The following is a 23886-nucleotide window of genomic DNA, read 5'->3' as shown; positions in this document are numbered from 1 at the left end:
CGTTATCAACAGCTTTGAGTGATTCAAATATCTGCAGCCAGCCCAATGTTCAATCGGGTGGTTAGAAACTCAACAAATGATTCTTTCATGACGATATGGTAGTGCAATTATTTACTCAATTCAGCTATGGTATTGGCTAGTCGCTCTAATTGGGTGTTTAAGTGTTGCACTGTACTAACAAGAGCCAAACTCAAGGGCAATCTTTTGATGGCTTGATGCTTGTTAATTGTTAGGCTTAATATGGCTTTTGCTCAGGGATTAGTGCTTGAAATGAAAATAAAAGATGAAGTTAAGAAGAATACATGGGGACGTCCTATCGCCACCGGCGCAGGGATAGGCGCCGTTATCGGTGTTTTCGCTGGTGTAGCGTTCGATATTTTTCCTTTTTTGGGGATATTTATCGGTATTGGCGCAAGCGCAGGTATAGCATATTGCAGCGTCCAGACAGGGATAAAAGACAAGTAGGGTAGGTGAGTTGTATTTTGCCTAAGGTGAGGATCTTTGATTACTCGCTATTTGTGAAATGAGTCAGTAAATTCGAGGCAACATGAAGTTTCAAGGGAAAGTAATAAATTGGAATGACGAAAAAGGGTTTGGTTTTGTTGAGCCCAATGGTGGCGGAGAAAGGGCTTTTGTTCATATTAAAGCTTTTAGACCAGGTTCGCGCAGACCCGTTAGCGGTGAACTCATTACTTATGAATTAGTTCGAGAAAATAATAATCGTTATAAGGCAGAAAAAATAAAATTCACTGCTGACACAAAAGCATTAAAAAATCGTAATAAAACAAAAAATAATAGTGCATTTGGCCTCATATTTACCCTCATTTTCTGTATGGGACTTGTGGTATCGTTTTTATTCGGAACGTTATCGTTTGAGGTTGTGGTCATATATTTTGTTATGAGCTTAATAACGTTTATCGCCTACGCAATGGACAAATCAGCAGCTGAAAAGGGTCGGTGGAGAACGAAAGAAAGTACCTTGCACCTTTTTTCTCTCATTTGCGGTTGGCCAGGAGCTTATTTCGGTCAAACAAAATTTCGACACAAATCGAGTAAATTAGAATTTAAAAACGTTTACTGGGTGACTGTTTTTTTGAATATAGGCGGCTTAGTTTGGCTGCATAAAGATAAAGCAACATTGCTCTTAGATACTGCGGTTGTGCAATTTCTGCTTGGGCTCGTTGGGTAGCTGGGTTATTGAATTTTAAACTCCAATATATGCTGTGTTAAAACAAAGGCCTAGACAACGCTTATATTGAATGCAAAAGTTCAACATGTTTGGATTTGTGGTGATAAATCTCAGTGTTTAGTCTCCTCAAGTATTTTGCAGTTTACAAACATCAGACAAACTATCTGTAGTTAGATTCAACGGATAAGAGATTGGTATAAATGCCTTATCAGGCGCATGTTTTGGATTAAATTTAACTGTACTCAATTCGACCATAAGTACGAGCATCGGGGACCGTCATGAATTATGACAATAATTTATAGTTTTTCAGATAAGCATATTGAGCAACTTAGTCAAATGTACAAAGATGTTGGCTGGGGCGAACGTTCAACTGACGATATACTGAAATGTTTAGCAGGCTCACAAGTTTGTATCGGCATCCTTGATGAAAATAGTCATTTAATTGGGTTTACTCGCGTTATTAGTGATTTTATATACAAAGCTATTATTTTTGATGTGATGGTAGAAGCTAAATATCGAGGTAGTGGTTTAGGTCAATCGTTGATTGGTATTGTGAAAAATCATGAGAAATTAAAAAATGTTAAACACCTTGAACTATATTGTCTTCCTGAGTTGGAGGATTTTTACAGCCATTTGGGATTCTCAACCGATTTGGATGGTATTAGATTAATGCGGTTTAATAACGTTTAGCGTCTACGCAATGGGCAAATCTGCAGCTGATAGGGGCGCTGGAGAACGAAAGAAAGTACCTTGCACCTTTTTTCTCTCATTTGCGGTTGGCTAGGGGCTTATTTAGGTCATACAACATTTCGACACAAATCGAGTAAAATGGAATTTAAAAGCGTTTACTGGGTAACGGTTGTTTTGAATATAGGCGGCTTAGTTCGGTTGCCTAAAGATAAAGCAATATTGCTTTTTGATAATGCCCTTGTTCAATTTTTGAATGGCTAATGGAGTCGTCAAAAGTATCTTAGCTAGAGTCACAATAGGGTTTTCTGTAAGGAAACGACAGCTCGGACACCTCCGTCTGCCACTGCAAAAATAGCAGGTAGAACGAGGCTATATTCTAAAACTGCGGATCTTGTATTTCGTCTTTTCGGCACTAACTGTTTATTAAAAGCTTCGCGCCTCAACGGCGGCTCACAAAAACGTGAACTATTAGTACTTTGTGTGAGTATTCATATCTTGCAAGCCAAATGGTTTCGCCAGTTATAAGCTGGTCTGTGACTTCCAGTTTTACTAACTATTTTTGTCACTACCTCTATTGGCACGTCGCCAAAATAGAGTGGTTGCATTATCGCCGCGATGGCAACAACATTAAAACAAGCACTTAGCAAAGGAGAATAAAGATGAGTAAAGTAGTCAAAGAAGTAATGTCCGCGAACGCTGACTATGTCGCTGGCTTTGGAGATAAAGGCGATTTGCCTATGCCTCCTGCAAGGCAGTTTGCCATCCTGACATGTATGGATGCACGCTTAGATCCCGCTAAATATGCCGGTCTTGCAGAGGGTGATGCCCATGTTATTCGTAACGCAGGCGGTAGAGCAAGCGATGATGCAATCCGTTCATTGGTCATATCTTACAAACTGTTAGGTACAAAAGAGTGGTTTGTAATCCATCATACTGATTGTGGAATGGAGACGTTTACCAACGAAGTAATGGGTGAGCTACTTTCGGGCAGTTTAAAAACATCAAGTGTAGATAGTGCTGGTTGGCACGACAGTCATTCTGGTGGCGGAACAAGCGATGGTAAGTATATCAATTGGTTACCCATTAGTTGCCAAGAACAAAGTGTTTTAGAAGATGTTAAGCGGATAAAAAGTAACTCAATGGTGCCTAGAGATATTCCAATTTATGGATATATTTATGACTGCAAATCAGGAAATCTTGTGGAGGTTCTTGAGGCAACAGAAGCAGGAAAGGTAAGCTAAAAACTGAATAAGTCAAACAAGGCCTCAGCCAGTTTGTTGTACTATCCCCTTAAGCAATGAAAAGTTGTAAAGATAATAAATACACAGAAAGGCGATGAGCTGGATAGTCAAAATAGACATTCTATTCAGCCCTGTTAAATTTTCTGAGTCTAATTAAACAAGGAGCATAAATGACAGCAAAGCGAATTTTATTTACAGGTGGCTCAGGAAAAGCGGGCAAGTATGTTATCGCCTATCTGCTCGAACAAGGCCATCGGGTATTAAATGTTGATTTAGTGGCCTTGGATTATCCTGGTGTAGATAATTTAATTGCTGATATTACTGATTCTGGGCACATGTTTAATGCTATGAGTTCTTATGCTGGCTTTGATGAAATGGAATCTGGTAAGGGGGTACCAAAATTTGATGCGGTAGTTCATTTTGCTGCGGTACCTAGAATATTACTTAAGCCTGACAATGAAACTTTTCAGGTTAATACTGTTGGTACTTATAATGTGATTGAAGCGGCTGTTAAGCTCGGCATTGAAAAAGTTATTATAGCTTCGTCAGAAACGACCTACGGTATTTGTTTTTCAGATGGCAAAACCAATCCCAGTGTATTGCCTTTGGAAGAGGACTATGACGTTGATCCGATGGACAGCTATGGCTTATCGAAGGTTGTAAATGAGCAAACCGCACGGAGCTTCCAGCGCCGTTCAGGCTTTGATATTTACGCTCTGCGTATTGGTAATGTGATTGAGCCTCATGAATATACTGAGCTGTTTCCGGCTTTTTTTAAAAATCCTGAAGTGCGCCGCCGTAATGCGTTCTGTTATATTGACGCTCGGGATCTAGGACAGATTGTAGATTTATGTTTGAAAAAAGACGGACTGGGTTATCAGGTTTTTAATGCTGGTAACGATCACAACGGCGCAATTATTCCAAGTAAAAAATTAGCGGAGCAGTTTTTCCATGGGGTCACAATTACACGTGAGATGGGTGAGCATGAAGCTCTGTATTCAAACCGTAAAATCCGTGAAGTTCTCGGTTTTAAAGAACAACATAATTGGAAAAAATACGTCAATGCGGATGATTAGTTTATTAGGCAATTCGTTGATTTTGCAGGGTGGGCTGTTGGGTGGTTTGGTTTTCGCAGCTGAAGCAGGGCCTACAAAAAAAGACATATCGTTAATTTTGTAGGGTGGGCTGTTAAGTGGTTTGGTTTTCGCAGCTGAAGCAGCTCCTACAAAAAAAAGATAAATTGTTGATTTTGTAGGGTGGGCTGTTGGGTGGCTTGGTTTTCGCAGCTGAAGCAGGGCCTACAAAAAAAGACATATCGTTAATTTTGTAGGGTGGGCTGTTAGGTGGTTTGGTTTTCGCAGCTGAAGCAGCTCCTACAAAAAAAGACATATCGTTAATTTTGTAGGGTGGGCTGTTGAGTGGCTTGGTTTTTCGCTGCTAGTCACTGCTTGTTTATAATTTGTAGTCTCGGCGTTTTACACTGTTCGTGTTGCTAATGCAGGCGGTATATTGGCGGCTTTTTGTGCGGGGCCAAAAACTGCGAGCTGTCCAACTAGCCAAAGAACTAACATGCCAATGGGGATGTAATACCAATCAAGGGCTTGTAAACTAAATACCTCTACTAAAATCATGTTGAGTCCGACCGTTAATATTGCACCAAATACAACACCTACGGTGCTTATCATAAAGTTTTCAAGCATAAAATACCGAATGATCGCACCGCGTGTGGCACCCAGTGCTCGACGTGTGCCTATTTGTTTTTTGCGTTGATTAACACTGAAACTGGCTAAACCAACAATGCCTAAGGCTGTGACTGTGGTTAATATAATCATCACGGTGCTTAATATTTTGATCATGGCGGTATGTCCGCGGTAACTGCGTTCACGGGTTTCTTGCAAACTACGCATGCCTTTAATAATACGGCTTTTGTTACTTGTGGCTAAGCGCTCTTCAACGTCAGCCATTACTTGATCTCGTTGGCCAGGTTCAGTGCGAATAAAATAACGGGCAGCGCTTTGAGCTAGCCATTGGGGTGATAACATGACATTTTCTACTTTATCCCAGTCGGTCCAAGGTGCCTGTAATTGGTCGATAATGCCGACAATGATCATGGCTTGTATATCATTGATAAATACCGTTTTGCCGACTATTTGGGTTAATGGTTGGTCGGCAAACAAGGTTTTAGCTAAGGCTTGAGTAATAATGACTTTGTTTGGCCAGGTGTTTTGTGAGTCTTCACGCCAAGTAATATCAGTAGCAGAGAAGTTTTCACCGGCCAGCAGTTGAACATCAAGAGTATTGAGCCCTTGTTCATCGACCATGTAAACAGCGGTACCCACTCCGTCGTATTCTGCACCTGCTTGGGTTTGTAGGCCCATAGACCAGCCACTACCACTTATCGGTACGGCGTTAATTTGAATTGCATTGACGACACCCGGCAGGCGACGCAGAAAATTAAGGTCCTCTTTTATGCTTACTTTGCTGTTGAAGTCATGGCCAAAACCCAAGCTTGAAAGATAAAAACTATTATCTTCATCGACACCACTGGCACGCTGCATTTCTTGACTGCGCTGAACAATGATAAACACCGAATTAACGATAATCGTCATCGTCACCGCAATTTGAATGGCGATGAGCAGAGCACCGACTTTATTGCGCATTAAAGCCCGTAAAATTGGACCCGTTTCCCAATTGATAGTGGTTTTTGGCACATTATTGTTAACAGTAGACATGGGGCTTCCTTACTGGCTTTTTAGTTGGCTGGCGGGGGCGATGTTGCAAGCACGCCATGTGGGATAAAGTCCTGCTAAAACGCTGGAAACAACGGCTAGTAGCAAGGCCAGTATGACCATGTTGGTATCGAGTGTGGCAAGATTATCAATGAAATCCCCATACAGGCTTTTCACCCCTTGTAAGCCGAGAAATGCTAGCCCAAGACCGACAATGCCGCCCAGTAAACCAATACAAGCTGCTTCAATAATATGCTGCTTAAACAGCTCCGCTTTTGAGGCGCCTACTGCCCGACGCAAGCCTATTTCAGCGGCCTTGCCGCTGAATTTAGCCAGCAGTAAACCAATAGTATTAAGCAAACAAACCAACAGAAACATAAAGGATAACCACATCATCAATTTGGCATCGCGGTCGACTACTTTTTGTGACTCCATCCACGTCATGACGTCAGATAGGCGGTTGTTCAGTGGGCGAGGGAAGCGACCTAATTCTTTTTGCTCAGTGACGTAATTGTTTAAGAAGCTGAGGTAATCGGCTTTGTCACCTAATGTTGGTAACTCTACCCACATTTGAAAGTTAATGCATTCTGAGCGCAAAAATGCTTTAAATCCCTCGCCTTCAGGGGTTTTCCAACAATTCACATTACCCCAATTGGGTAGCTCCAATTCCTCTTTAAGGTAGAAAGGCATGTAGACTTCTTCAGGCAAGTCGAAAGCACCGTTACCAATGTCATAAAACTTAGGTACCGGTTGCCAGTTGTCCATGACCCCGATGACTCGAAAGGTTTTACCCGACATAATGAAATTTTTGCCTACCGAGTTTTCACCGCCAAATACTTTATCGTTGATGTTTTTACTCAGAACAACAACAAGATCGCGATTGATATCACTTTGTTCATCCCAGCTATTGCCGTATTGAAAAGGCACATCAAACATACTAAAAAAATCAGCAAAAGTGAGTCGAATTGACGCTTCAAAAGGTTTTGCATCTTGACTTTGCGGTTCAATAATACCGCCGGACTTAGCCATAGCTGTTTGTTTGTAGGCGCGTTTGGCGGCCATCAAGTTAGTGGCCTCGGTGTAAGTTAATTGGCTTGGAGGAGGCGCTACCTCGTCGCTATTGTCAGAGTAGGCTTCGTTGGGATCCCAACTGTCAACTTGAACATAAAATAGTTGTTGGCTTTTTTGTGGAATGGGATCGGCTGACATTAAATAATTGACCGTAATAGTGGTAATACTGGCGCCAATGCCTAAGGCAATTGCCATCACCATTAAGGTACTTAAAATAGGGTTGCGCTTAATACTTTTAAACGCCAGTTTTAGATAGTAAGTAAACATGCTCAATTTCCAACTAAACAGCGCAGAGTTTGGCTGCGAGTGGAGACACGGTTACTTCACTTACTTTGCCGTCACGCACAAAAATATTGCGTTTTGCTTGCTTGGCTAAATTAGCGTCGTGAGTAACCATTATGATGGTGGTACCTTTGGCGTTTATGTCTCTTAATAAGTCCATGACACTGCTTGCCATTTGGCTATCAAGATTACCGGTTGGTTCGTCGGCTAATAAAAAGCGCGGTTCGCCCGCTAAAGCTCGCGCTATTGCCACACGTTGTTGTTGACCTCCGGAAAGTTGAGAAGGCAAATGTTGCATGCGCTGGGCTAAACCGACCATGTCTAGACTATGCTCTATACGTTTTTTTCGTTCAGCGCTGTTAAAACCACGATAGCGCAAGGGAACATCAACATTATCGAATAGATTAAGATCAGGGATTAAATTGAAACTTTGGAAGATAAAGCCAATTTTTTCGTTGCGTAAACGGCTGCGCTGTCTGTCGTTAAGGTGGCTAACATCTTGACCATCAAGTTCAAATTTTCCGCCATCAAATGTTTCTAACAAACCCGCTATATTGAGAAAGGTGGTTTTACCTGAGCCTGAGGGACCGGTTACGGCCACAAAATCTCCCTCTTTTACATGCAGATTAAAATCGATTAGTGCCTGTGTTTCAACCAAGTCGGTACGAAAAACTTTCTTAACATCCATCATTTTTAACATAGTTATAGCCCTGTATTTATTTATTGTTTTATTGGGTAATTAGCACGGTTTGTGCGCCATTAAATTGTTCTGTACCCGAAATGATAATATTGTCACCTTTAGCTAGACCTGAGATGATCTCAACACTCGACAAACTTCGCGCGCCAGTACTAATTGAGGTTTTTTCTGCTAAGCCATCTTTCACGACATAAGCAATTCGACCGCTGCCGCTTTCTAAAAATTGTCCTCGTTGTACCATCAATACATTGGCTTTATTTTCCATCAATATACGAGTAGTTAAACGTTGGTTTTGGCGCAGTCCTTGTGGTTGACTCACGCTACCATCTGTATTGAGGTCGGCGAAACGCACCCGCCCAGTGACTTGATTGTTCTCTATTTCAGGCGAGATGGTCACTAGTTTTGCACGATGGGTTTCGCCGTTAAGACTAACTTCTGCGGCCATGCCGATAGCTAAATCGTCAGCATAGCTTTCAGGAATATCGACTTCTAATTCAAACTCCGTCAGATCCACAACGCTGAGAATGGGCTGATTTTTGGCAACCTGATTTTTTTGTTCAACCGCTAAGTTACCGACTATGCCATTGACCGGAGAGCGCAGGTCTAATTCATCCACTTTACGACTGAGTTCTGCCACTAATAATGTTTGACGCTCAACTAACAACTGACGCGTACGAATTTCAAATTGCAAACTTTCTAAATTAAGTTCTGCATCCTTGACCGCATGTTGATAAACCAGTTTTGCGTTTTCCAACTCATCTTGCGCTTTTTCAAAGTCGATCTCACTAATAGCGTTTGAGGCATAAGCTTTGTCGGCTCGTCTTTTTTCACGATCGGCAGCAGTGAGGGACACTTTGGCCAAATCAACAGCTTTTTGATACATCAATGCTTCTTTACTGCTTTGTATTCGCTCGCGGTCGAGTTCCATTTGCAAACGTTGTAAACCCGATTCTTGTTGTTTTAGTTCGTTGGTAAGCTCAGGGCTGTCAATCACGGCTAAAACTTGGTTTTTGCTGACCGAATCACCGGCGTCAACGGCAAAGGTAATTGTGCCTTGGGCTGGGCTGTATAAGCGCGGACTCACTGCTGCTACCACTCGCCCTTGGACCGATAGATCTCGCACAAAATCTCCTTGGGTAACGCTGGCAAACCGTAAACGATTAGCCGAAATACTGGTATCAGAGTTTGACCAATTGCTTAAGGCAGGGCGAAGAGAAAACAAAATAAGGCATAAAATGACAAAACTAAAGCCTCCAATCCAGAGTAACTTTTTGTTCGGTTTTTTTATTACAACGGTATCTTGCCCGCTGGTATCGGCAATTTTCATGGACTTTCCTGCAATACAATATTGAACAATCAATGACTAAGTCGTTGGCAAACGCCAAATGGTTTAAAAACTGTATCAGATTTTTTTACTTGGGTAGATTTTTAAACCAAAGTTTTTGTGTTTTTTTTACAATGCAGTGCTGTCAGCATGATTCATAATTTAAAATGATGCTTGTCTATAAGGACGTTGTTCGTTAACGTCTTGTTTACAAATTCTTAGCGCGTATTCCTATGTCTACTAGTCAACAAAAACACTACTCTACCTGTACTTTGTGTGAAGCAATGTGTGGTATCGAAGTCACTACCGAAGACCGGCAAATATTGTCCATTGTCGGTGATAAAAAAAATCCATTTAGTGAAGGGCATGTTTGTCCAAAAGCGATGGCGTTAAAAGACTTATATGACGACCCAGAACGTTTAAAACTGCCTGTAGAAAAAACACCAGAGGGCTGGCGTACGATTACGTGGGATGAGGCCTTTGACAAGGTAGCACAGCAGTTGTTTGCCATTCAGCAACAACATGGTGATGACGCTGTCGGCGTGTATTTGGGTAATCCCAATGCACACAATATGGGCTCAATATTGTTTGGACCTTATTTTTATCGAGCGTTAAAAACCCATAATCGTTATTCGGCCACCTCAGTTGACCAACTACCTCATCATATTGTTAGTCGGCAATTGTTTGGCCATCAATCGCAGATCCCTATTCCAGATATCGATCACACTCAATATTTCATGATCATTGGTGGTAATCCCTTAGCATCAAACGGCAGTATCATGACGGTGCCCCATGTTAAAAGACGCTTAAAGGCAATTCAGGCCCGTGGCGGCAAAGTGGTAGTGATTGATCCAAAACAGTCAGAAACTGCGGATATTAGTACTGAGCATCACTTTATTAAACCCGGCACTGACGCTTTGTTATTACTTGCTATGCTCAATACTTTGTTTAGCCATGGCTGGCAAAAGCCCGGTAAATTACTCGACTACGCAGAGCAATTATTAGAGGTTGAGACGTATGTAAAAGATTATCCTGCGTCGCGCGTTGCGCCATTAATTGGCATGAGTGAAAGTCAAATTGAACATCTGGTTGAAGATTTTTGTGATGCAAGTTCGGCAGTCTGTTACGGGCGAATGGGGGCCAGTGTGCAAGCGTTTGGTACCTTAACTCAGTATCTTATTATGCTGTTTAACATGTTAACCGGGAATTTAGACAGAGCAGGGGGGATGATGTTCACTCAACCCGCTGCAGACACCTTGCCCCACTCGGGACGGGGCAGTATTGCGCAATATCATTCACGGGTCCGTCATTTACCAGCTTTTGCTGGCGAGTTTCCAGTATCTGCGCTATCAGAAGAGATCACTACTCCAGGTGAAGGACAAATAAAAGCGATGGTTATCGGTGCCGGTAACCCGGTGTTAACTACTCCGAATGGTCAGCAATTGGATGATGCGTTTGCTGGTTTAGAATACATGGTTGCGGTTGACTTTTACGTGACCGAAACCTCGCGCCATGCCAATATCATATTGCCACCTGTGACTGCTTTAGAGCGCGACCACTATGATGTGGTGTTTCATAATTTTGCGGTGCGTAATAGTAGTAAATATTCTCCGGCTATTTTTAGTCCTGAAAAAGACAGCTTAACTGACTGGCAAATTTATCTACAACTAGCCCAGCGACTGGATACTCTGCGAGGTGTACCGACTGATAAATACCAAGCACTTTGGGCTAAAGAGCCCAAAGGGGTTGTCGACGACTTATTAAAAAGCAGTAGTTATCGGCATGAGGGCAAACGCCTAAGTATCGAATTGTTGTTAGAAAAGCCCCATGGCATTGATTTAGGACCGTTAAGAGAAAATCTACCCGAGGCGATTTTTCACCCTGAGCAAAAGATTGATCTGCGTTTTGATTATTTTATGGCAGATTTAGTGCGTTTAAATAAGCATTTTTTTAGTGCTGTAAATCAGGGCCAACAAGATAGTTTGTTATTAATCGGGCGACGCCACTTAAAAACCAATAATTCGTGGTTGCACAACAGCAACCGTATGGTAAAAGGCACGAATAACGGTTTATCACGCTGTACGGCGCAGTTACATTCTGAAGATGCACAGCGTTATAATATTGAAAACGGACAAATGATTAGTGTGAAATCTCGGGTGGGAGAAATTGCTTTACCAGCTGAAGTGACTGATAAAATTATGCCGGGGGTTATTTCTATTCCCCATGGTTGGGGTCACAACAAAAAAGGCTCTAAGTGGTCTGTGGCAGAGCAACATGCTGGCGTGAATGTAAATGAATTAACCGATGAACTTGTCTTAGATGAATTGTCGGGCAACGCAGTTCTTAATGGTGTGCCGGTTTGGATCAAGGGCTTATAAATGAGTTCCTTGTGCCATTATCCTGTGGAATAGCGGTAATCCATTAATAATTGACTAATTGTTGGGTGAATTCTTTAATTACGGCTAGAATCCGAGTAGTTGAATTCACTCATTTATCAGCAGGAAGCGAGCAATGAAAAAGTTTAGTTTTGCCAAAAATGTATTTTTTCACGCCTGTATTCCGCCTTTACTTATTTTTGCAGTTTTGGCCTTCAGTTTATGGGGGAATGGCACAGGCTCTTCTTTTCCCCTCACGTTGGCTATCTTTCTTACCGGCGCTGGCGGGGGCGTCATCAGTACTTATTTTCGACTAAAAAATATTGCACCTACTGAAATTGAAGTTAATGCCATATTGCAAGTCTATATCACTCCCATTATTGCTGGTTTGCTTGGTTGGATTTGTTACGCGTTTTTCCTCACTGAAATGCTGAAAGGGCCACTGTTTCCAGATTTTACTGGTAAAAGCATACCCTATACTGATTTAGGCAGTGTTTTTGCGATAAAACCTTTAACCAGTCTAGATGCAGCTAAAGCCTTGTTGTGGGCCTTTATTGCCGGATTTTCAGAGAAAATGATCCCCAATATATTGGATAAACTTGCGGCTCAAGGTGAAAACAGAGATACGCCAGTTAAGTCAACACCAACCTTAAGTCAGGAAAATCCAGCGGTAAACGAACAGCAAAAACCCTAAAAATACTTTGATTAAACACTAAGAGGAGCAATAACCTGCACTTCATTGTGTCCCCATGTTATGGCTTAGAACAATATAATCAGTTTTTTGGTTTTCTAAATGATTCAAAGCAGGTTAAATTCTCTCTACCACGCCATTTTATTTTATTTTCTGTGAGCCATGATAAAAATTGCTACCTTAGGACCTGCCGGTACGTTTTCTGATACTGCTACTCAGCGTTACATCAAAACACAAACACAAGCCTGCGAAATTCATTACTTTGATTCCATTAAATTGGCCTTAAACGCCGTGGGAGACCGCTGCGAGTATGGCGTATTGCCGGTAGAAAATTTTTCGGAAGGGTTTATTTCCTTGGTGTTAGATCATTTGCTTGATTCTGATTTGTCTGTCGTAAGTGAAATTCGTCTTGCCATTCAGTTTTCGTTAGTTAGCCAAACCACTCAACTTGCTGCTATTAGACAACTTTACGTGCAATTTGTGGCTAAAGGGCAATGCTCTGAGTTTATTGATGCCCTAGGAGGCATCGAGATAGAAACAACTGAAAGTAATATGGAATCTTTGCGCTGTGCCTCACAAGGTAATAATCAAACGGCTGCGATTGTGCCGAGCAGTGCAGTACGGCCTGAGGATTTCCCGCTGGTTATTAACGATGTGAATGACTATAAAAACAATGAAACACGGTTTCTGGTGTTTACTAAAAATACGGCGGTATGCCAGAAAGATTTAGCTCTCGAGTATAAAACCAGTGTGATTGTCATGGACGAAAACGATCATCCAGGCTTTTTGGGTGAAGTGCTGCTGTCTTTTTCTAATCGTAAAATTAACTTAACCTCAATTATGTCGCGTCCTACGCGGCAAACTTTTGGTAAGTACCACTTTTTTATCGATTTCGATGGTCATGTTGATGATATCAACATTGCTCAAGCTTTAGCTGAAATTGCGGGTAATTGTAAGGTGAAATTACTTGGCTCTTATCCCAAAATGATTGACAAAGACGTACGTAAAAATTAAAAAAGCCCGAACAGAGTCGGGCTTATATTTAAGTGTATCAATCGTTAATTAACGATTACGGCCCATTTTATCGTGGCTACTCACCCAATGGCCGGCGATAACTGCACAGGCCAATGAAATATCGCCCGCCAGTACCGTAGCCGCAACGATTTCAGCAAATTTGTTGGCTTTACCTTTACCCACGCAGCCCAGCATGCTTAAACACTCATTTTGAGTAGGTAAGCCGGTTCCGCCGCCAAAGGTGGCAACAATCAGTGAGGGAAGGGTTACCGATATATAAAAGTCGCCATTGTCTAATAATTGATGAGACAACATACCAGCATGTGATTCAACGACGTTCGCCTCATCCTGACCAGTGGCAATATAGAGTGAAGCAATGCCGTTAGCAGAGTGAGGACCATTGTAAGCCGCACCGGCCATTAGGGCGCCAGTATTGGCTAGTACAGTAGCACCTGCCAATATTTTGGTGTCTACTTTCATGATGTCTGCTAACACTTCTTTTTTCAGTACAATTTCGGCAATGACACGTTTACCACGTGAATGCAGCATATTGAGATGGGAGTGTTTTTTGTCTGTATCCATATTGCCTGACAACAAATACATGCAAGGGATCGGAGAATTGGCTTTTATCCATTCACAGGCTGCTAATGTCGCTTTACCGACCATGTTCTGACCGGCTGCATCGCCAGTGGTATAGTTAAAACGCAAATAACGTGTTTTAGACACTGACCATTGTTGAATATGTTCTAGCTTACCAATACTGGTGGTGGTTTCAGAGACGGCTTTGATTTGGTCAAAATTATCAACTATCCACTGACCAAAATCGCGCGCTTCACGTGCATCATTAAAAATAAACGCGGGAGCTCGTTGCATAAATCCTTCAACAACAGTGGTTTTAACGCCACCACATTCATTGATTACACGCATACCGCGACTGTAACTTGCTACTAGTGTGCCTTCTGTAGTAGCTAAAGGAACGTAGAATAAGCCTTGAGCATGTTCGCCGTTAATTTGTATCGGACCAGCCACGCCGACGGGCATTTGTACTATGCCAATAAAATTTTCGATATTGCCAGGCAACACCGCAGGGTCAATACTGAATTGCCCTGTGTGATGGAGATCTGCCCCCGTTTTTTCTTTGATAAACTCTCGACGAACTTTAGCCATTTCGTGGCTATGGTCATTATCTTTACTGCGGGGGATACGAATATCTTCACTCATGGTGTTTTCCTTAATAAATACGCTGATACTTTAAATACTAGAATGACTGCTTGGTTAAATATACACATGCCAAGGTCAATAACACAGTATAAACGTACTTATAGTCAACATAATTTTAACAAATTGAGGTCTAAACTCTTAAAATCACAATAATCGAGTGCGATTATTGGTATCACGGCTAGCAAGAATGAGCTCATCACCAAAGGTAATTTGCGGATTTTTAGCCATGCGATCATAAAGTACCACATTTACTGTCGCCGCAAGATTCATACAGCCAATGGTGGGAATGTAAACCACACCATCACATTGATCTAATATTTCTTGCTCTATTGTCCCATCTTCGGGGCCAAGCACATACATGACGTTGGCAGGGTGGTTAAATTGCGGAAGTGGTATGGCTCCTTGGACTAACTCTATTGCCACTACTTTTAAATGCTGTGCTTTGGCGGTCGCAATGATGTCGGTGCAATGAGTGGGGCTTATTTCAAGATGGCGCTTTTTGGTATCGGTGACATATTGGCGGGCGCGATCGTAACGCGAGCCAGTATAATGAATACTCTGAACTTGATAACAACCCGCTGCCCGCAAAATGCTACCCATATTTTCGGGACTTTTGGGATTGATTAAACCGATATGGGCGGAGCTTGGTGTTGAATTAAACAATGATCTGCCTTATTTGGCTAAGTTCATCTTGAGTAAAATCAAGATTGGATAATGCTGCAACGCAGTCCTCAATTTGCCTGACCTTACTGGCCCCGATAATCGAACTGGTTACTGCTGGATTGCTCAATACCCATGCTAAGGCCATTTGAGCTAATGATTGACCCCGTTGTTGAGCAATTTCATTGAGTTTTTGCACCTTAAAAACTTTGTCTTGGGTAATTTGCTCGGCGTTTAGATAGATTTGTTCACTGCGTGAGGCACGTGAATCTTGCGGAATACCACCCAGATACTTATCAGTTAAAAAGCCTTGTGCTAGGGGAGAAAACACCACTGAGCCAATACCTTCCTCAATTAAAATATCGCATAAACCATCTTCGATCCAACGATCAAACATATTGTAGCGCGGCTGATGCACCAATAAGGGGGTTCCTAGGTCTTTTAATATGGCGATGGCTTGTTGAGTTTGTTGTGGAGAATAATTTGATATACCCACATACAAAGCACGTCCCGAACGCACTATATAGTCTAGGGCCTGCATGGTTTCTTCTAATGGAGTGTTAGGGTCGAAACAGTGAGAATAAAAAATATCGAAGTAGTCGAGTCCTGTACGTTTTAGACTTTGATCACAACTGGCAACTAAGTATTTGCGCGAGCCACCTTGACCAAAAGGCCCGCCCCACATGTCGTAGCCGGCTTTACTTGATATCAGTAACTCATCACGGTAAGCATGCAGACTTTTTGCCATAACATGGCCAAAAGTTGACTCTGCTGAGCCGTAAGGAGGACCATAATTATTGGCTAAATCAAAATGGTTAATCCCTAAATCAAAGGCGCGATGTAACATGTTTTTGGCATTTTGTAGTGAGTCTACTGCACCAAAATTCTGCCAAAGTCCTAAGCTTAGGGCAGGCAGCTTTAAACCACTTTTACCACATCGGCGATAAGGCATGTTTTCGTAACGCGCTGGATCAGCGGTGTAAAGGGGATTAGGGTCATGTTTAATCATAGCGTTGCCTGACAAATAAATTTGCCGATAGCCTAAACCAAAGTGCGTCCTTGCACAATTTTCCTGTAGGGCTTTTACTGACTAGACCTTAACCCAGCGACTGACTAATAGTTTGCTGTTGGTAACCATTTGGGTGGTTTTTAGTCTGAGTTTTAGTAACAACAAATAGGCCAGTGGTACTAATACCAAACTGGTTAAAGTGGAAAACAGTAATCCACCAATAATGGCTATAGCCATGGGGGAATAGGGCGGCCCATCACCGCCTATGCGGGTCGAACCTAGGGCTAATGGCACCAGACCCAACACGGTTGTTGCAACGGTCATTAAGATGGGTTTAACCCGAGTTAAACACGCTTCGATAATGGCTTGCTGTGCCGCGTAACCAATATTGATGAGCTGGTTAATTCTATCTACTAGTACGATGCCATTGTTTACCACTATGCCCATTAAAATAAGCATGCCTATCATACTCATAATAGACATAGGCAAACCGGTGATAAACAACGCCCAGAACACACCTGTCATAGAAAATAGCAAAGAGGTAATCACTGCTGTAGGTAACAATAATGACTCAAACAAAGCCGCCATCACGATATAAATCATGCACACGGCTAACAACATATTGGTTTGCATGGCGTCTTCATTTTGATTTTGACGGGTAAATCCGCCATCAAATGTCCAGCTATAACCACTGGGTAATTGCATATAAGCCATTACAGCAGTAATTTTTTCTTGGGCCTGCTCCATGGTTAATCCTTCGACCAAATTGGCTCCGATAGTGACTGATGTTTGGCGATAACTGCGATTAATTTGGGCTAAACGCGGCTTGATGGTTAGTGTTGCTACCATGTCGAGGCTAACATTTTGCCCCGCTTCACGTTTGATAGTGAGGTTTCTTAATGCTTCAATTGAGTTTTGTAAGCCCTCATCAAACATCAATCGAATGGCGACTTCACCACTTTCGCTGTTCCTAAAAGTACGTAAATTAGTGCCACGTAGGGCAGTGGCAACCACGCTTGCAATGTCATCGCTGCTTAAACCAAAACGGAAGGCTTTTTGACGATCAACCTTGATTTGTAGCTCTTCTTTCTGACTGGCGTTATCGGTTTTTACTTCACTTAGGCCGTCTATGTTAGCGATAGCAGGCAAAATTTGTTTAGCGATTTGATTGAGTGTTTCAGAAGAATCGCCTAACAGTGTGAGTTGTATGCCTCCACCATTGCCTTGTTCCCATTGAAATGAGGGGTTTGCACGAGCAAATTTGGGCATATTATCGGTGATTAACTTTTTCACTTCAAACTGCTTTAAAGGCAGATCATCCTGTAAAGTAATACCCGATACTGCAAATCCGGCGGTGTAAAAGCTATACACTTGTTTAATATGAAATTTTTCTTGATTGGCATACAAATAACTTTCCATTTTAGCCACGGTTTTTTCGACTTCTTCTAGGGTGTAGCTGCTTTGAATATCGTAGTTCATCCACACTCGGTTTTGGTCATTGTCGGCGTCAGCATCATTGGTCACAGTGCCCATCGGGATCGCGGTACTGAGCAAAATGGCAACGGCAATGGCACAAGTCAAACCTTGATGGGCGAGTGACCAACGTAAGACTTTTTCGTAGGCGAGGGCAATTTTACCGGGCGATTTAGGCTGAGCTTTTTTATCGACTAATTTTTTTGACTTAATTTTGCTACTGAGCAAGGGGATCAAAGTTTGAGAAATTAACAAAGAGGCAAACAACGAGATACAAATGGCAATAGCAACATGCTCTAAAAATACGGTTACATTAACTTTGGCCCCAACAATATTAGGCAAAAATACAATAGCGGTAGTCACAGTGCCGGCGATAACCGCCAAGCTGACTTTAGCTACCCCCGCTTTAGTTGCTGCAACAGGATCATCATTGTGCTGTCTTTCTTGATTGATACTCTCGGTTACGACCACGGCGTTATCCACTAACATACCTACGGCCAACATCAGGCCCATCATTGACAAAATATTGATGGAGTACCCCATAAAATACATGCAGCCTAGGGTAATACAAATTGAAAAAGGGACAGATAACACCACTAATAAGGTACTGGTGATATTACGTAAAAAGGCATACAGCACTAACAGTGATAACAAGGAGCCTAACAAGCCAGCATTGAGCAAGTCTGCCAAGGAGGACGTAACACTCTCAGCTTCGTTTTCCATGATATACAAATGAATGCCATTAAAAGCTGGGTTAGTGTTGGCCTCATCAATCACTGCCATGACCCGCTGAGCTACTTCAACCATGTTGCTATTCGATTCACGGTAGATGTTAAAACCGACCGCATAGGATTGATCTAAATGACGGCCTTCAGTGCGTTTAGGGGTTTCAAATTTAATTTCGGCGATATCTGACAAGCGCACATTTGTTTTAACGAAGATGTCGCGGATTTCATCTAAACTCGACATTTCACCAAGAGGATTAACGGTAATTTTTTGCTGTAGATCTTCGTCAATAAAATGGCCTGCACTCATGGAAAAATTGACCTTACGCAAACTATCACGTAAATCATTAGTATTGACCTGCAGCGCAGCCATCAGTTCTGAGTCTAAACGAATGGCAATTTGCTTTTTAGTCACGCCGTAAAGCTCTACCTTTGACACTCCAGGTACCCTTTCGATGGGCATCTTTAAGTTGCGATCCAATAAGTCATAGGCATTAGACAGATCCCGCTCACTCGAAACGCGTAGTGAAAATATTGGCATGTCACTGGTATTGAATTGATAGACCAATACTCGCTCAACATCACTGGGCAGTTGATTGCGAATGGCGTCTATTTTTTCTCTTACCTCTACGCCTTTGGCTTTAAGGTTTTCATCCCAAGCGAATTCTAATTGAATCTCTGCCCCATCTTCTGTGGAGCGAGAGCGCAAACGTTTTATACCTGGCATTGTTGCTAAGGATTCTTCTACCGGACGGGTGATCATCTTTTCAATTTCTGCCGGTGTGGCATCTTGATAAGGTATTTGTACGGCAATTTCTGGAATGTCGATGCTTGGAAATTTCTCCAAAGGTAATAATTGGCTAGCCAATAAACCAAAGGCCAGCATGGAGAAAAAGAACATGCAAACGGTCACTGGGCGGCGAATAGCAAAATCGGCTAAGGCTGCACCTGCACTTTCAAACTTATCCATAGACTTTCTCCAGCGGCTTAGCGGGTACTGGGGAATTAGGCGCAAAGTTTTTACGGTCAAATAAACTGTAAATAACCGGTATAAAAAACAAGGTAAGTACGGTTGCAAATGACAAACCAAATATGACTGTGATGGCCATGGGTGCGCGAATTTCTGCTCCTTCACCGAGGCCAATCGCCATGGGTAATAAACCTAATGAGGTAGTTAGCGTGGTCATTAAAATAGGACGCAAACGACTTTGGGCCGAGGCCATAATTGCTGCGGCTTTGTCGAGGCCCTCGGCGCGCATCTGATTGATGCGGTCGATTAATACAATGGCATTGTTCACCACAATACCCGCGAGCATTATTAAGCCAATAAATACCACCACGCTGACATTGGTCGACGTCAGATACAAACCGTAAACCGAGCCTGCACAAGCGAGCGGCACCGTAAATAGGATCAGCAGAGGATGCAGTAAGGATTCAAACTGTGAAGCCATAACTAAATAAACCAAAAATATGGCGAGGGCTAAGGCGAATTTAAGTGAGGTAAAGCTGTTTTCCATTTCTTCACTTTGGCCGGTCACACGGGCTTGCATATTGATAGGTAAATTAAGCTGTTGTAGATGTTGCTTTGCAGCAATTACCGCATCATTTAAATCACCATAGCCTAAGTTCATGGTTAACAAGGCAACACGTTGCTGACCCACGCGTGTAATTTCACTGGGACCCACCGACATGGTGATTTGCGCTACTGCATTGAGGGGAATGACTTGTTCGGCCCCTGGGTTAACAATAATTTGGCCGATGTCAGCAACCGAGTCTCGCTGCTGTTGCTGGGTGCGGACTAATACATCAACTTTACGATCCATGATGTTGTATTTGGTAGCGACTTCACCGCCAATTTGAATGGCGATTAACTTAGCCACATCAGCGGCATTTAAGCCTAGTTGCCCTAAAGCTGCGTGATTGAATTTTATTTTTAGTTCGGGGTTACCACTTTGTAAAGTAGATTTAACATCAGTAAAACGTGAATCTGAATTTAAAGCAGTCTGTAATTTTTGACTATTAGCCATCAGCTCATCAAGGTTATAACCACTGATTTCAATTTCCAGCGGCGTGGCCATCGTAAATAGGGCAGGTTGCCCAAACTTACTTTGTACACCAGCTTGCTGAGATAAATATCCTCGCATTTTATCCATGACCAATAAACTGCTTACTGCATCAGTTTTGGGCTTTAATACCACATTTAATTTACCCCAGTATTCGCCACCTTGACTGGCTGAGGCATTCATTAAACTGCCACTACCGGCTAAGGAATAAGTGCGGGCCACAGCGGGTAAGTTTTCAGTGAATTTGGCCAATTGGTTAATAACCGCATCGGTTGATTCAAGTTGCGAACCGCTGGGCAGAGTGATTTCAACGTAGAACTCACCTTGGGCCATATCGGGGATCAACTCCATGCCTAATTTGGGCAATAATAAGGCCGAAAGTCCAGCAATGATAATTACCCCAGCCAGCACTAATGTGCGCGCCTGCAATGCCTTGGCTAAACCATTAATATAGTAACGCTCTAGTAGGGTAAAACAGCGATCAAAAACCCACAAAATAGGTTTAAATATGTAACCTAACCCTTTGCTTACTATCCTAAATAAAGTGATAACGAGGCTAGTAATAAGTAGGGGTAAATAATAAAACACGGTGCGTAATAGCAAACGCAGTGGCCATACAAGGTAATAGCCGGTTAAGCCGAGTTTACTGGTGGGTTTGGTACTCGGCGCACTGTCACCCAGGTCGAGTTGCTTTGCTGTGTCAGTGCTAGTAGCGGTTTTCTCACGTGCCGCCAGCATGGGGATTAAGGTTAAGGCAACCAGGAGGGAAGCGGCTAAAGCAAAAGTCACGGTTAAGGCTTGATCTGCAAATAACTGTCCGGCAATCCCTTCAACGAATACCAGGGGGAAAAATACCGCCATGGTGGTGAGAGTTGAGGCGATGATTGCCATCGATACTTCTTTGGTGCCAAGGGCGGCGGCCAATTTAAAATCTGTGGTTTTTGCTTTATGACGGTCAATGTTTTCTAAGACCACAATGCTGTTGTCGACCAACAAACCAATGGCTAAGGCGATACCACCCAAGCTCATGATGTTTAAGCTGATATCGTTGGCATACATCAAATTAAAGGTGGCAATAATGGAGACTGGAATCGATATAGAAATGATTAAAGTGGGCCAAATATTTTTAAGAAATAAATACAAAACAAACATGGCCAACAAACCGCCGATTAAGCCCGACGATTTTACTTCTTCGATAGCGTTGGCGATAAAGCGACTTTGATCATAAACCTTCTGTAATTGGTATTGAGCGGGAATTTCTTGCTGTAACTGTTCGATTCGAAGGTTAATATTTTTTGCCACTTTAACTGTGTTGGCATCCCCTTCTTTATAGATAGCAATTTCAACGCCTTCAAAACCTCCAAAACGATTCATTGAAGTACGGTCTTTAAAGGCATCTACTACTTGCGCTATATCCCCTAAACGAATATTTTTACCTTCACGATTGGCAATAAAAACATCACGGATTTCATCTAAACTTTCAAATTGATTTAAGCTTCGGACTAAAAATTCCTGCGAGCCATCTTCTACTCGTCCGCCCGAGGTATTGACGTTTTCTTCTTTTAAACGTTTGATAATATCATTAACGCTGATATTGAGTTGACTGGTTTTGTCTTGATCAACCAGCACCTGTATTTCATTTTCTAAACCACCACCTACTTTAACCGAAGCAATACCGGCCACTGATTCTAACTGACGTTTAATTTGCTCTTCGGCATATATTCGCAGGGTTTTTATACCTTGTTCATCAAGCACCGCTGGTGTCACCGAAGCTTCAGTGTTGGCATTTGGGGTGGGGGTTTGCAAAGTGGCAAGCGGCGTAATACCGACAAAACCAAAACGCATAATGGGATCAAGGCTGGGGTTGAAACGCAATAATATTGGTTTTTTAACGTCTAAAGGCAATTGTAAAGTGTCGAGCTTTTCACGGACTTCAAGACTGGCTAAGTCCATGTCCGTACCCCATTCAAATTCAAGTAATACGTCAGATTGACTGGCCTTTGAGGTGGATGTGACGGTACGCACACCTTTAACAACGCCAATGGTTTCTTCAATGGGTTTTGATACCAGCTGTTCAATTTCGGCCGGTGCCGCACCGATATAGTCGGTCCGGATGGTGAGAGTAGGGTAGGACAATTCAGGCAATAAATTTAAGGCTAAGCGTGACAAAGACACCATGCCAAAAAGAATAATAGCAAAGGTAAACATCCAAACGGTGACGGGGCGTTTAACCGCAATATCTACAATATTCATCGGCTTGACCTTAGCGACGTGCAAGTTCAGTAGGAGCAGTGCTCGGCGCTATTTTATCGTTATTGACGATTTCAATAGGGGCTTTATCCCGTAGATTATGATGACCGGTAATGACCACTTGCTCATTGCCGTCAAGACCTGCAAGCACTTCAACAAACTCACCTTCTTGATAGCCGATTTGAATAGGGGTTTTGGTGGCAATACCGTCTTTTACTACAAATACGTTGATGCTGTTGTCGATAGCAAGCAAGGCTTTACGTGGCAATAATATCGCATTGTTATGAGTGTCATAATTAAGTTTAACTTGGGCAAACATACCTGATTTGAGCAAGTGATCATCGTTAGGCACACGTAAGGTCACTTTAAACGTACCGGTTTTAGGATCGATGACCGGGCTTATCCGCTCAATAAAAGCTTCAATATCTTGACCACCAAAAGCGGTTAAATCAAGCATGGCTTTTTGATTTTTGTGCACTCGAGATAGTTCTTTTTCAGGCAAATACACGATGCCATAGAGTTCTTGCTGTTGCACAATGTGAAACATTCTAGCCCGTTGGAACGATTCAGTCAGGTTACCCACTTTGGCATTACGTTCGGCAATAAACCCTGAGATAGGGGCGGTAATCGTAGCTTCTTTTAAATCAAGTTCGGCGAGTGCTAGGGTGGCTTTAGCACTTTCATATTGAGCGTTTAGTTTATCAAAGGTATCGTCGCTTACTAGTTTTTGACTATATACCTTATTTATTTTGGCCAATTCTTTTTGAATACCAACCATGTCAGCACGAGCACGGTCTAAATTGAGGTGGTAACGCTGGGGTTCTATTTGCGCTAGTACTTGGTCTTTTTCAACATAGTCACCTTCTTCCACCATGATTTGCTCAATAATACCTGAAGCACGTGGTACCACAAATGCCTCTTCTTTAGCTTCGAGTATGGCGGTAGTCGCATAGTTAGAAGAAATACTACCTTGACTGAGCACAGCCACCTCAACCGGTACGGCTATCACGATTTCTTTTTTGTCTGTCTCAACAATGGCCTCCGCATTACCGCAGGCATTGAGTAAAGCGGATGAGGCTAAGACGGCACAAATTGCTAAACGGTGCAGTGGTTGATGTGGTTTAAAGGTGGTCATGTGGTTTCTCCTGAAAATATGCAGCTCAAATGAGCAAATGAATCTAA

19 protein-coding genes are annotated in these 23886 nt (G+C 42.4%); 9 read left to right on the top strand and 10 right to left on the bottom strand.

Features of this window, described 5'->3' with window-relative positions:
* Positions 1–240 precede the first annotated feature (240 nt).
* The 6 genes from ABKW31_RS20355 to ABKW31_RS20330 all read left to right on the top strand — a co-directional run bounded on the left by ABKW31_RS20355 (position 241) and on the right by ABKW31_RS20330 (position 4196).
* Complete coding sequence (locus ABKW31_RS20355) at positions 241–465, top strand: hypothetical protein (protein ID WP_348618440.1); 225 nt, start codon at positions 241–243, stop codon at positions 463–465.
* A gap of 82 nt (positions 466–547) precedes the next feature.
* Entirely contained in the window at positions 548–1189 is a 642-nt protein-coding gene (locus ABKW31_RS20350; RefSeq protein ID WP_348618439.1) for a cold shock and DUF1294 domain-containing protein, read from the top strand.
* 285 nt (positions 1190–1474) lie between these two features.
* Entirely contained in the window at positions 1475–1879 is a 405-nt protein-coding gene (locus ABKW31_RS20345) for a GNAT family N-acetyltransferase (protein WP_348618437.1), read from the top strand.
* 60 nt (positions 1880–1939) lie between these two features.
* Complete coding sequence (locus ABKW31_RS20340) at positions 1940–2140, top strand: DUF1294 domain-containing protein (RefSeq protein WP_348618436.1); 201 nt, start codon at positions 1940–1942, stop codon at positions 2138–2140.
* 398 nt (positions 2141–2538) lie between these two features.
* A complete protein-coding gene (locus ABKW31_RS20335) occupies positions 2539–3120 on the top strand; it encodes a carbonic anhydrase (protein WP_348618435.1) in 582 nt (193 codons plus the stop codon).
* 170 nt (positions 3121–3290) lie between these two features.
* Positions 3291–4196, top strand: coding sequence for an NAD(P)-dependent oxidoreductase (locus ABKW31_RS20330; RefSeq protein WP_348618434.1), 906 nt, complete (start codon positions 3291–3293; stop codon positions 4194–4196).
* A gap of 399 nt (positions 4197–4595) precedes the next feature.
* On the opposite strand, the gene ABKW31_RS20325 is transcribed toward ABKW31_RS20330, so the two are convergent.
* From ABKW31_RS20325 to ABKW31_RS20310, 4 genes are read right to left on the bottom strand one after another with little or no spacing between them, the layout of a single operon-like run.
* Positions 4596–5852, bottom strand: a complete 1257-nt coding sequence (locus ABKW31_RS20325; protein WP_348618433.1) for an FtsX-like permease family protein — start codon at positions 5850–5852, stop codon at positions 4596–4598.
* Between the two features lie 9 nt (positions 5853–5861).
* Positions 5862–7187, bottom strand: coding sequence for an ABC transporter permease (locus ABKW31_RS20320; protein ID WP_348618431.1), 1326 nt, complete (start codon positions 7185–7187; stop codon positions 5862–5864).
* Positions 7188–7200: 13 nt separating this feature from the next.
* On the bottom strand, positions 7201–7902 hold the full coding sequence (locus tag ABKW31_RS20315; protein WP_348618430.1) for an ABC transporter ATP-binding protein: 702 nt from the start codon (positions 7900–7902) through the stop codon (positions 7201–7203).
* Positions 7903–7930: 28 nt separating this feature from the next.
* On the bottom strand, positions 7931–9226 hold the full coding sequence (locus ABKW31_RS20310) for an efflux RND transporter periplasmic adaptor subunit (protein WP_348618429.1): 1296 nt from the start codon (positions 9224–9226) through the stop codon (positions 7931–7933).
* Positions 9227–9456: 230 nt separating this feature from the next.
* Here ABKW31_RS20310 and ABKW31_RS20305 point away from each other — a divergent pair, with 230 nt between their 5' ends.
* The 3 genes from ABKW31_RS20305 to pheA all read left to right on the top strand — a co-directional run bounded on the left by ABKW31_RS20305 (position 9457) and on the right by pheA (position 13303).
* Positions 9457–11601 carry a molybdopterin-dependent oxidoreductase gene (locus ABKW31_RS20305; protein ID WP_348618428.1) on the top strand — a complete coding sequence of 715 codons (2145 nt, stop codon included), beginning with the start codon at positions 9457–9459 and terminating at the stop codon, positions 11599–11601.
* A 133-nt stretch (positions 11602–11734) separates the two neighbouring features.
* Positions 11735–12292 (top strand): hypothetical protein, encoded by a 558-nt coding sequence (locus ABKW31_RS20300; protein WP_348618427.1) that lies wholly within the window; start codon positions 11735–11737, stop codon positions 12290–12292.
* A 159-nt stretch (positions 12293–12451) separates the two neighbouring features.
* On the top strand, positions 12452–13303 hold the full coding sequence (gene pheA, locus ABKW31_RS20295) for a prephenate dehydratase (protein ID WP_348618426.1): 852 nt from the start codon (positions 12452–12454) through the stop codon (positions 13301–13303).
* A gap of 48 nt (positions 13304–13351) precedes the next feature.
* Here the strand turns inward: pheA and ABKW31_RS20290 are convergent, their stop codons facing one another.
* The 6 genes from ABKW31_RS20290 to ABKW31_RS20265 all read right to left on the bottom strand — a co-directional run bounded on the left by ABKW31_RS20290 (position 13352) and on the right by ABKW31_RS20265 (position 23839).
* Positions 13352–14524, bottom strand: a complete 1173-nt coding sequence (locus ABKW31_RS20290; RefSeq protein WP_348618425.1) for a hydroxymethylglutaryl-CoA reductase — start codon at positions 14522–14524, stop codon at positions 13352–13354.
* Between the two features lie 144 nt (positions 14525–14668).
* Positions 14669–15187: an RNA methyltransferase gene (locus ABKW31_RS20285; protein ID WP_348618423.1), complete on the bottom strand. Its 519-nt coding sequence runs from the start codon at positions 15185–15187 to the stop codon at positions 14669–14671.
* Positions 15180–16193: an L-glyceraldehyde 3-phosphate reductase gene (mgrA, locus tag ABKW31_RS20280; protein WP_348618422.1), complete on the bottom strand. Its 1014-nt coding sequence runs from the start codon at positions 16191–16193 to the stop codon at positions 15180–15182. Before mgrA ends, ABKW31_RS20285 begins: the two co-directional genes overlap by 8 nt.
* Before the next feature lie 81 nt (positions 16194–16274).
* Entirely contained in the window at positions 16275–19361 is a 3087-nt protein-coding gene (locus ABKW31_RS20275) for an efflux RND transporter permease subunit (protein WP_348618421.1), read from the bottom strand.
* Entirely contained in the window at positions 19354–22707 is a 3354-nt protein-coding gene (locus ABKW31_RS20270) for an efflux RND transporter permease subunit (protein ID WP_348618420.1), read from the bottom strand. Before ABKW31_RS20270 ends, ABKW31_RS20275 begins: the two co-directional genes overlap by 8 nt.
* Before the next feature lie 10 nt (positions 22708–22717).
* Positions 22718–23839: an efflux RND transporter periplasmic adaptor subunit gene (locus ABKW31_RS20265; protein ID WP_348618419.1), complete on the bottom strand. Its 1122-nt coding sequence runs from the start codon at positions 23837–23839 to the stop codon at positions 22718–22720.
* Positions 23840–23886: the final 47 nt, after the last annotated feature.

Source organism: Paraglaciecola sp. 25GB23A, from assembly GCF_040012495.1.
Classification (GTDB): domain Bacteria; phylum Pseudomonadota; class Gammaproteobacteria; order Enterobacterales; family Alteromonadaceae; genus Paraglaciecola.
This window is presented reverse-complemented; position numbering and strand designations above follow the sequence as displayed.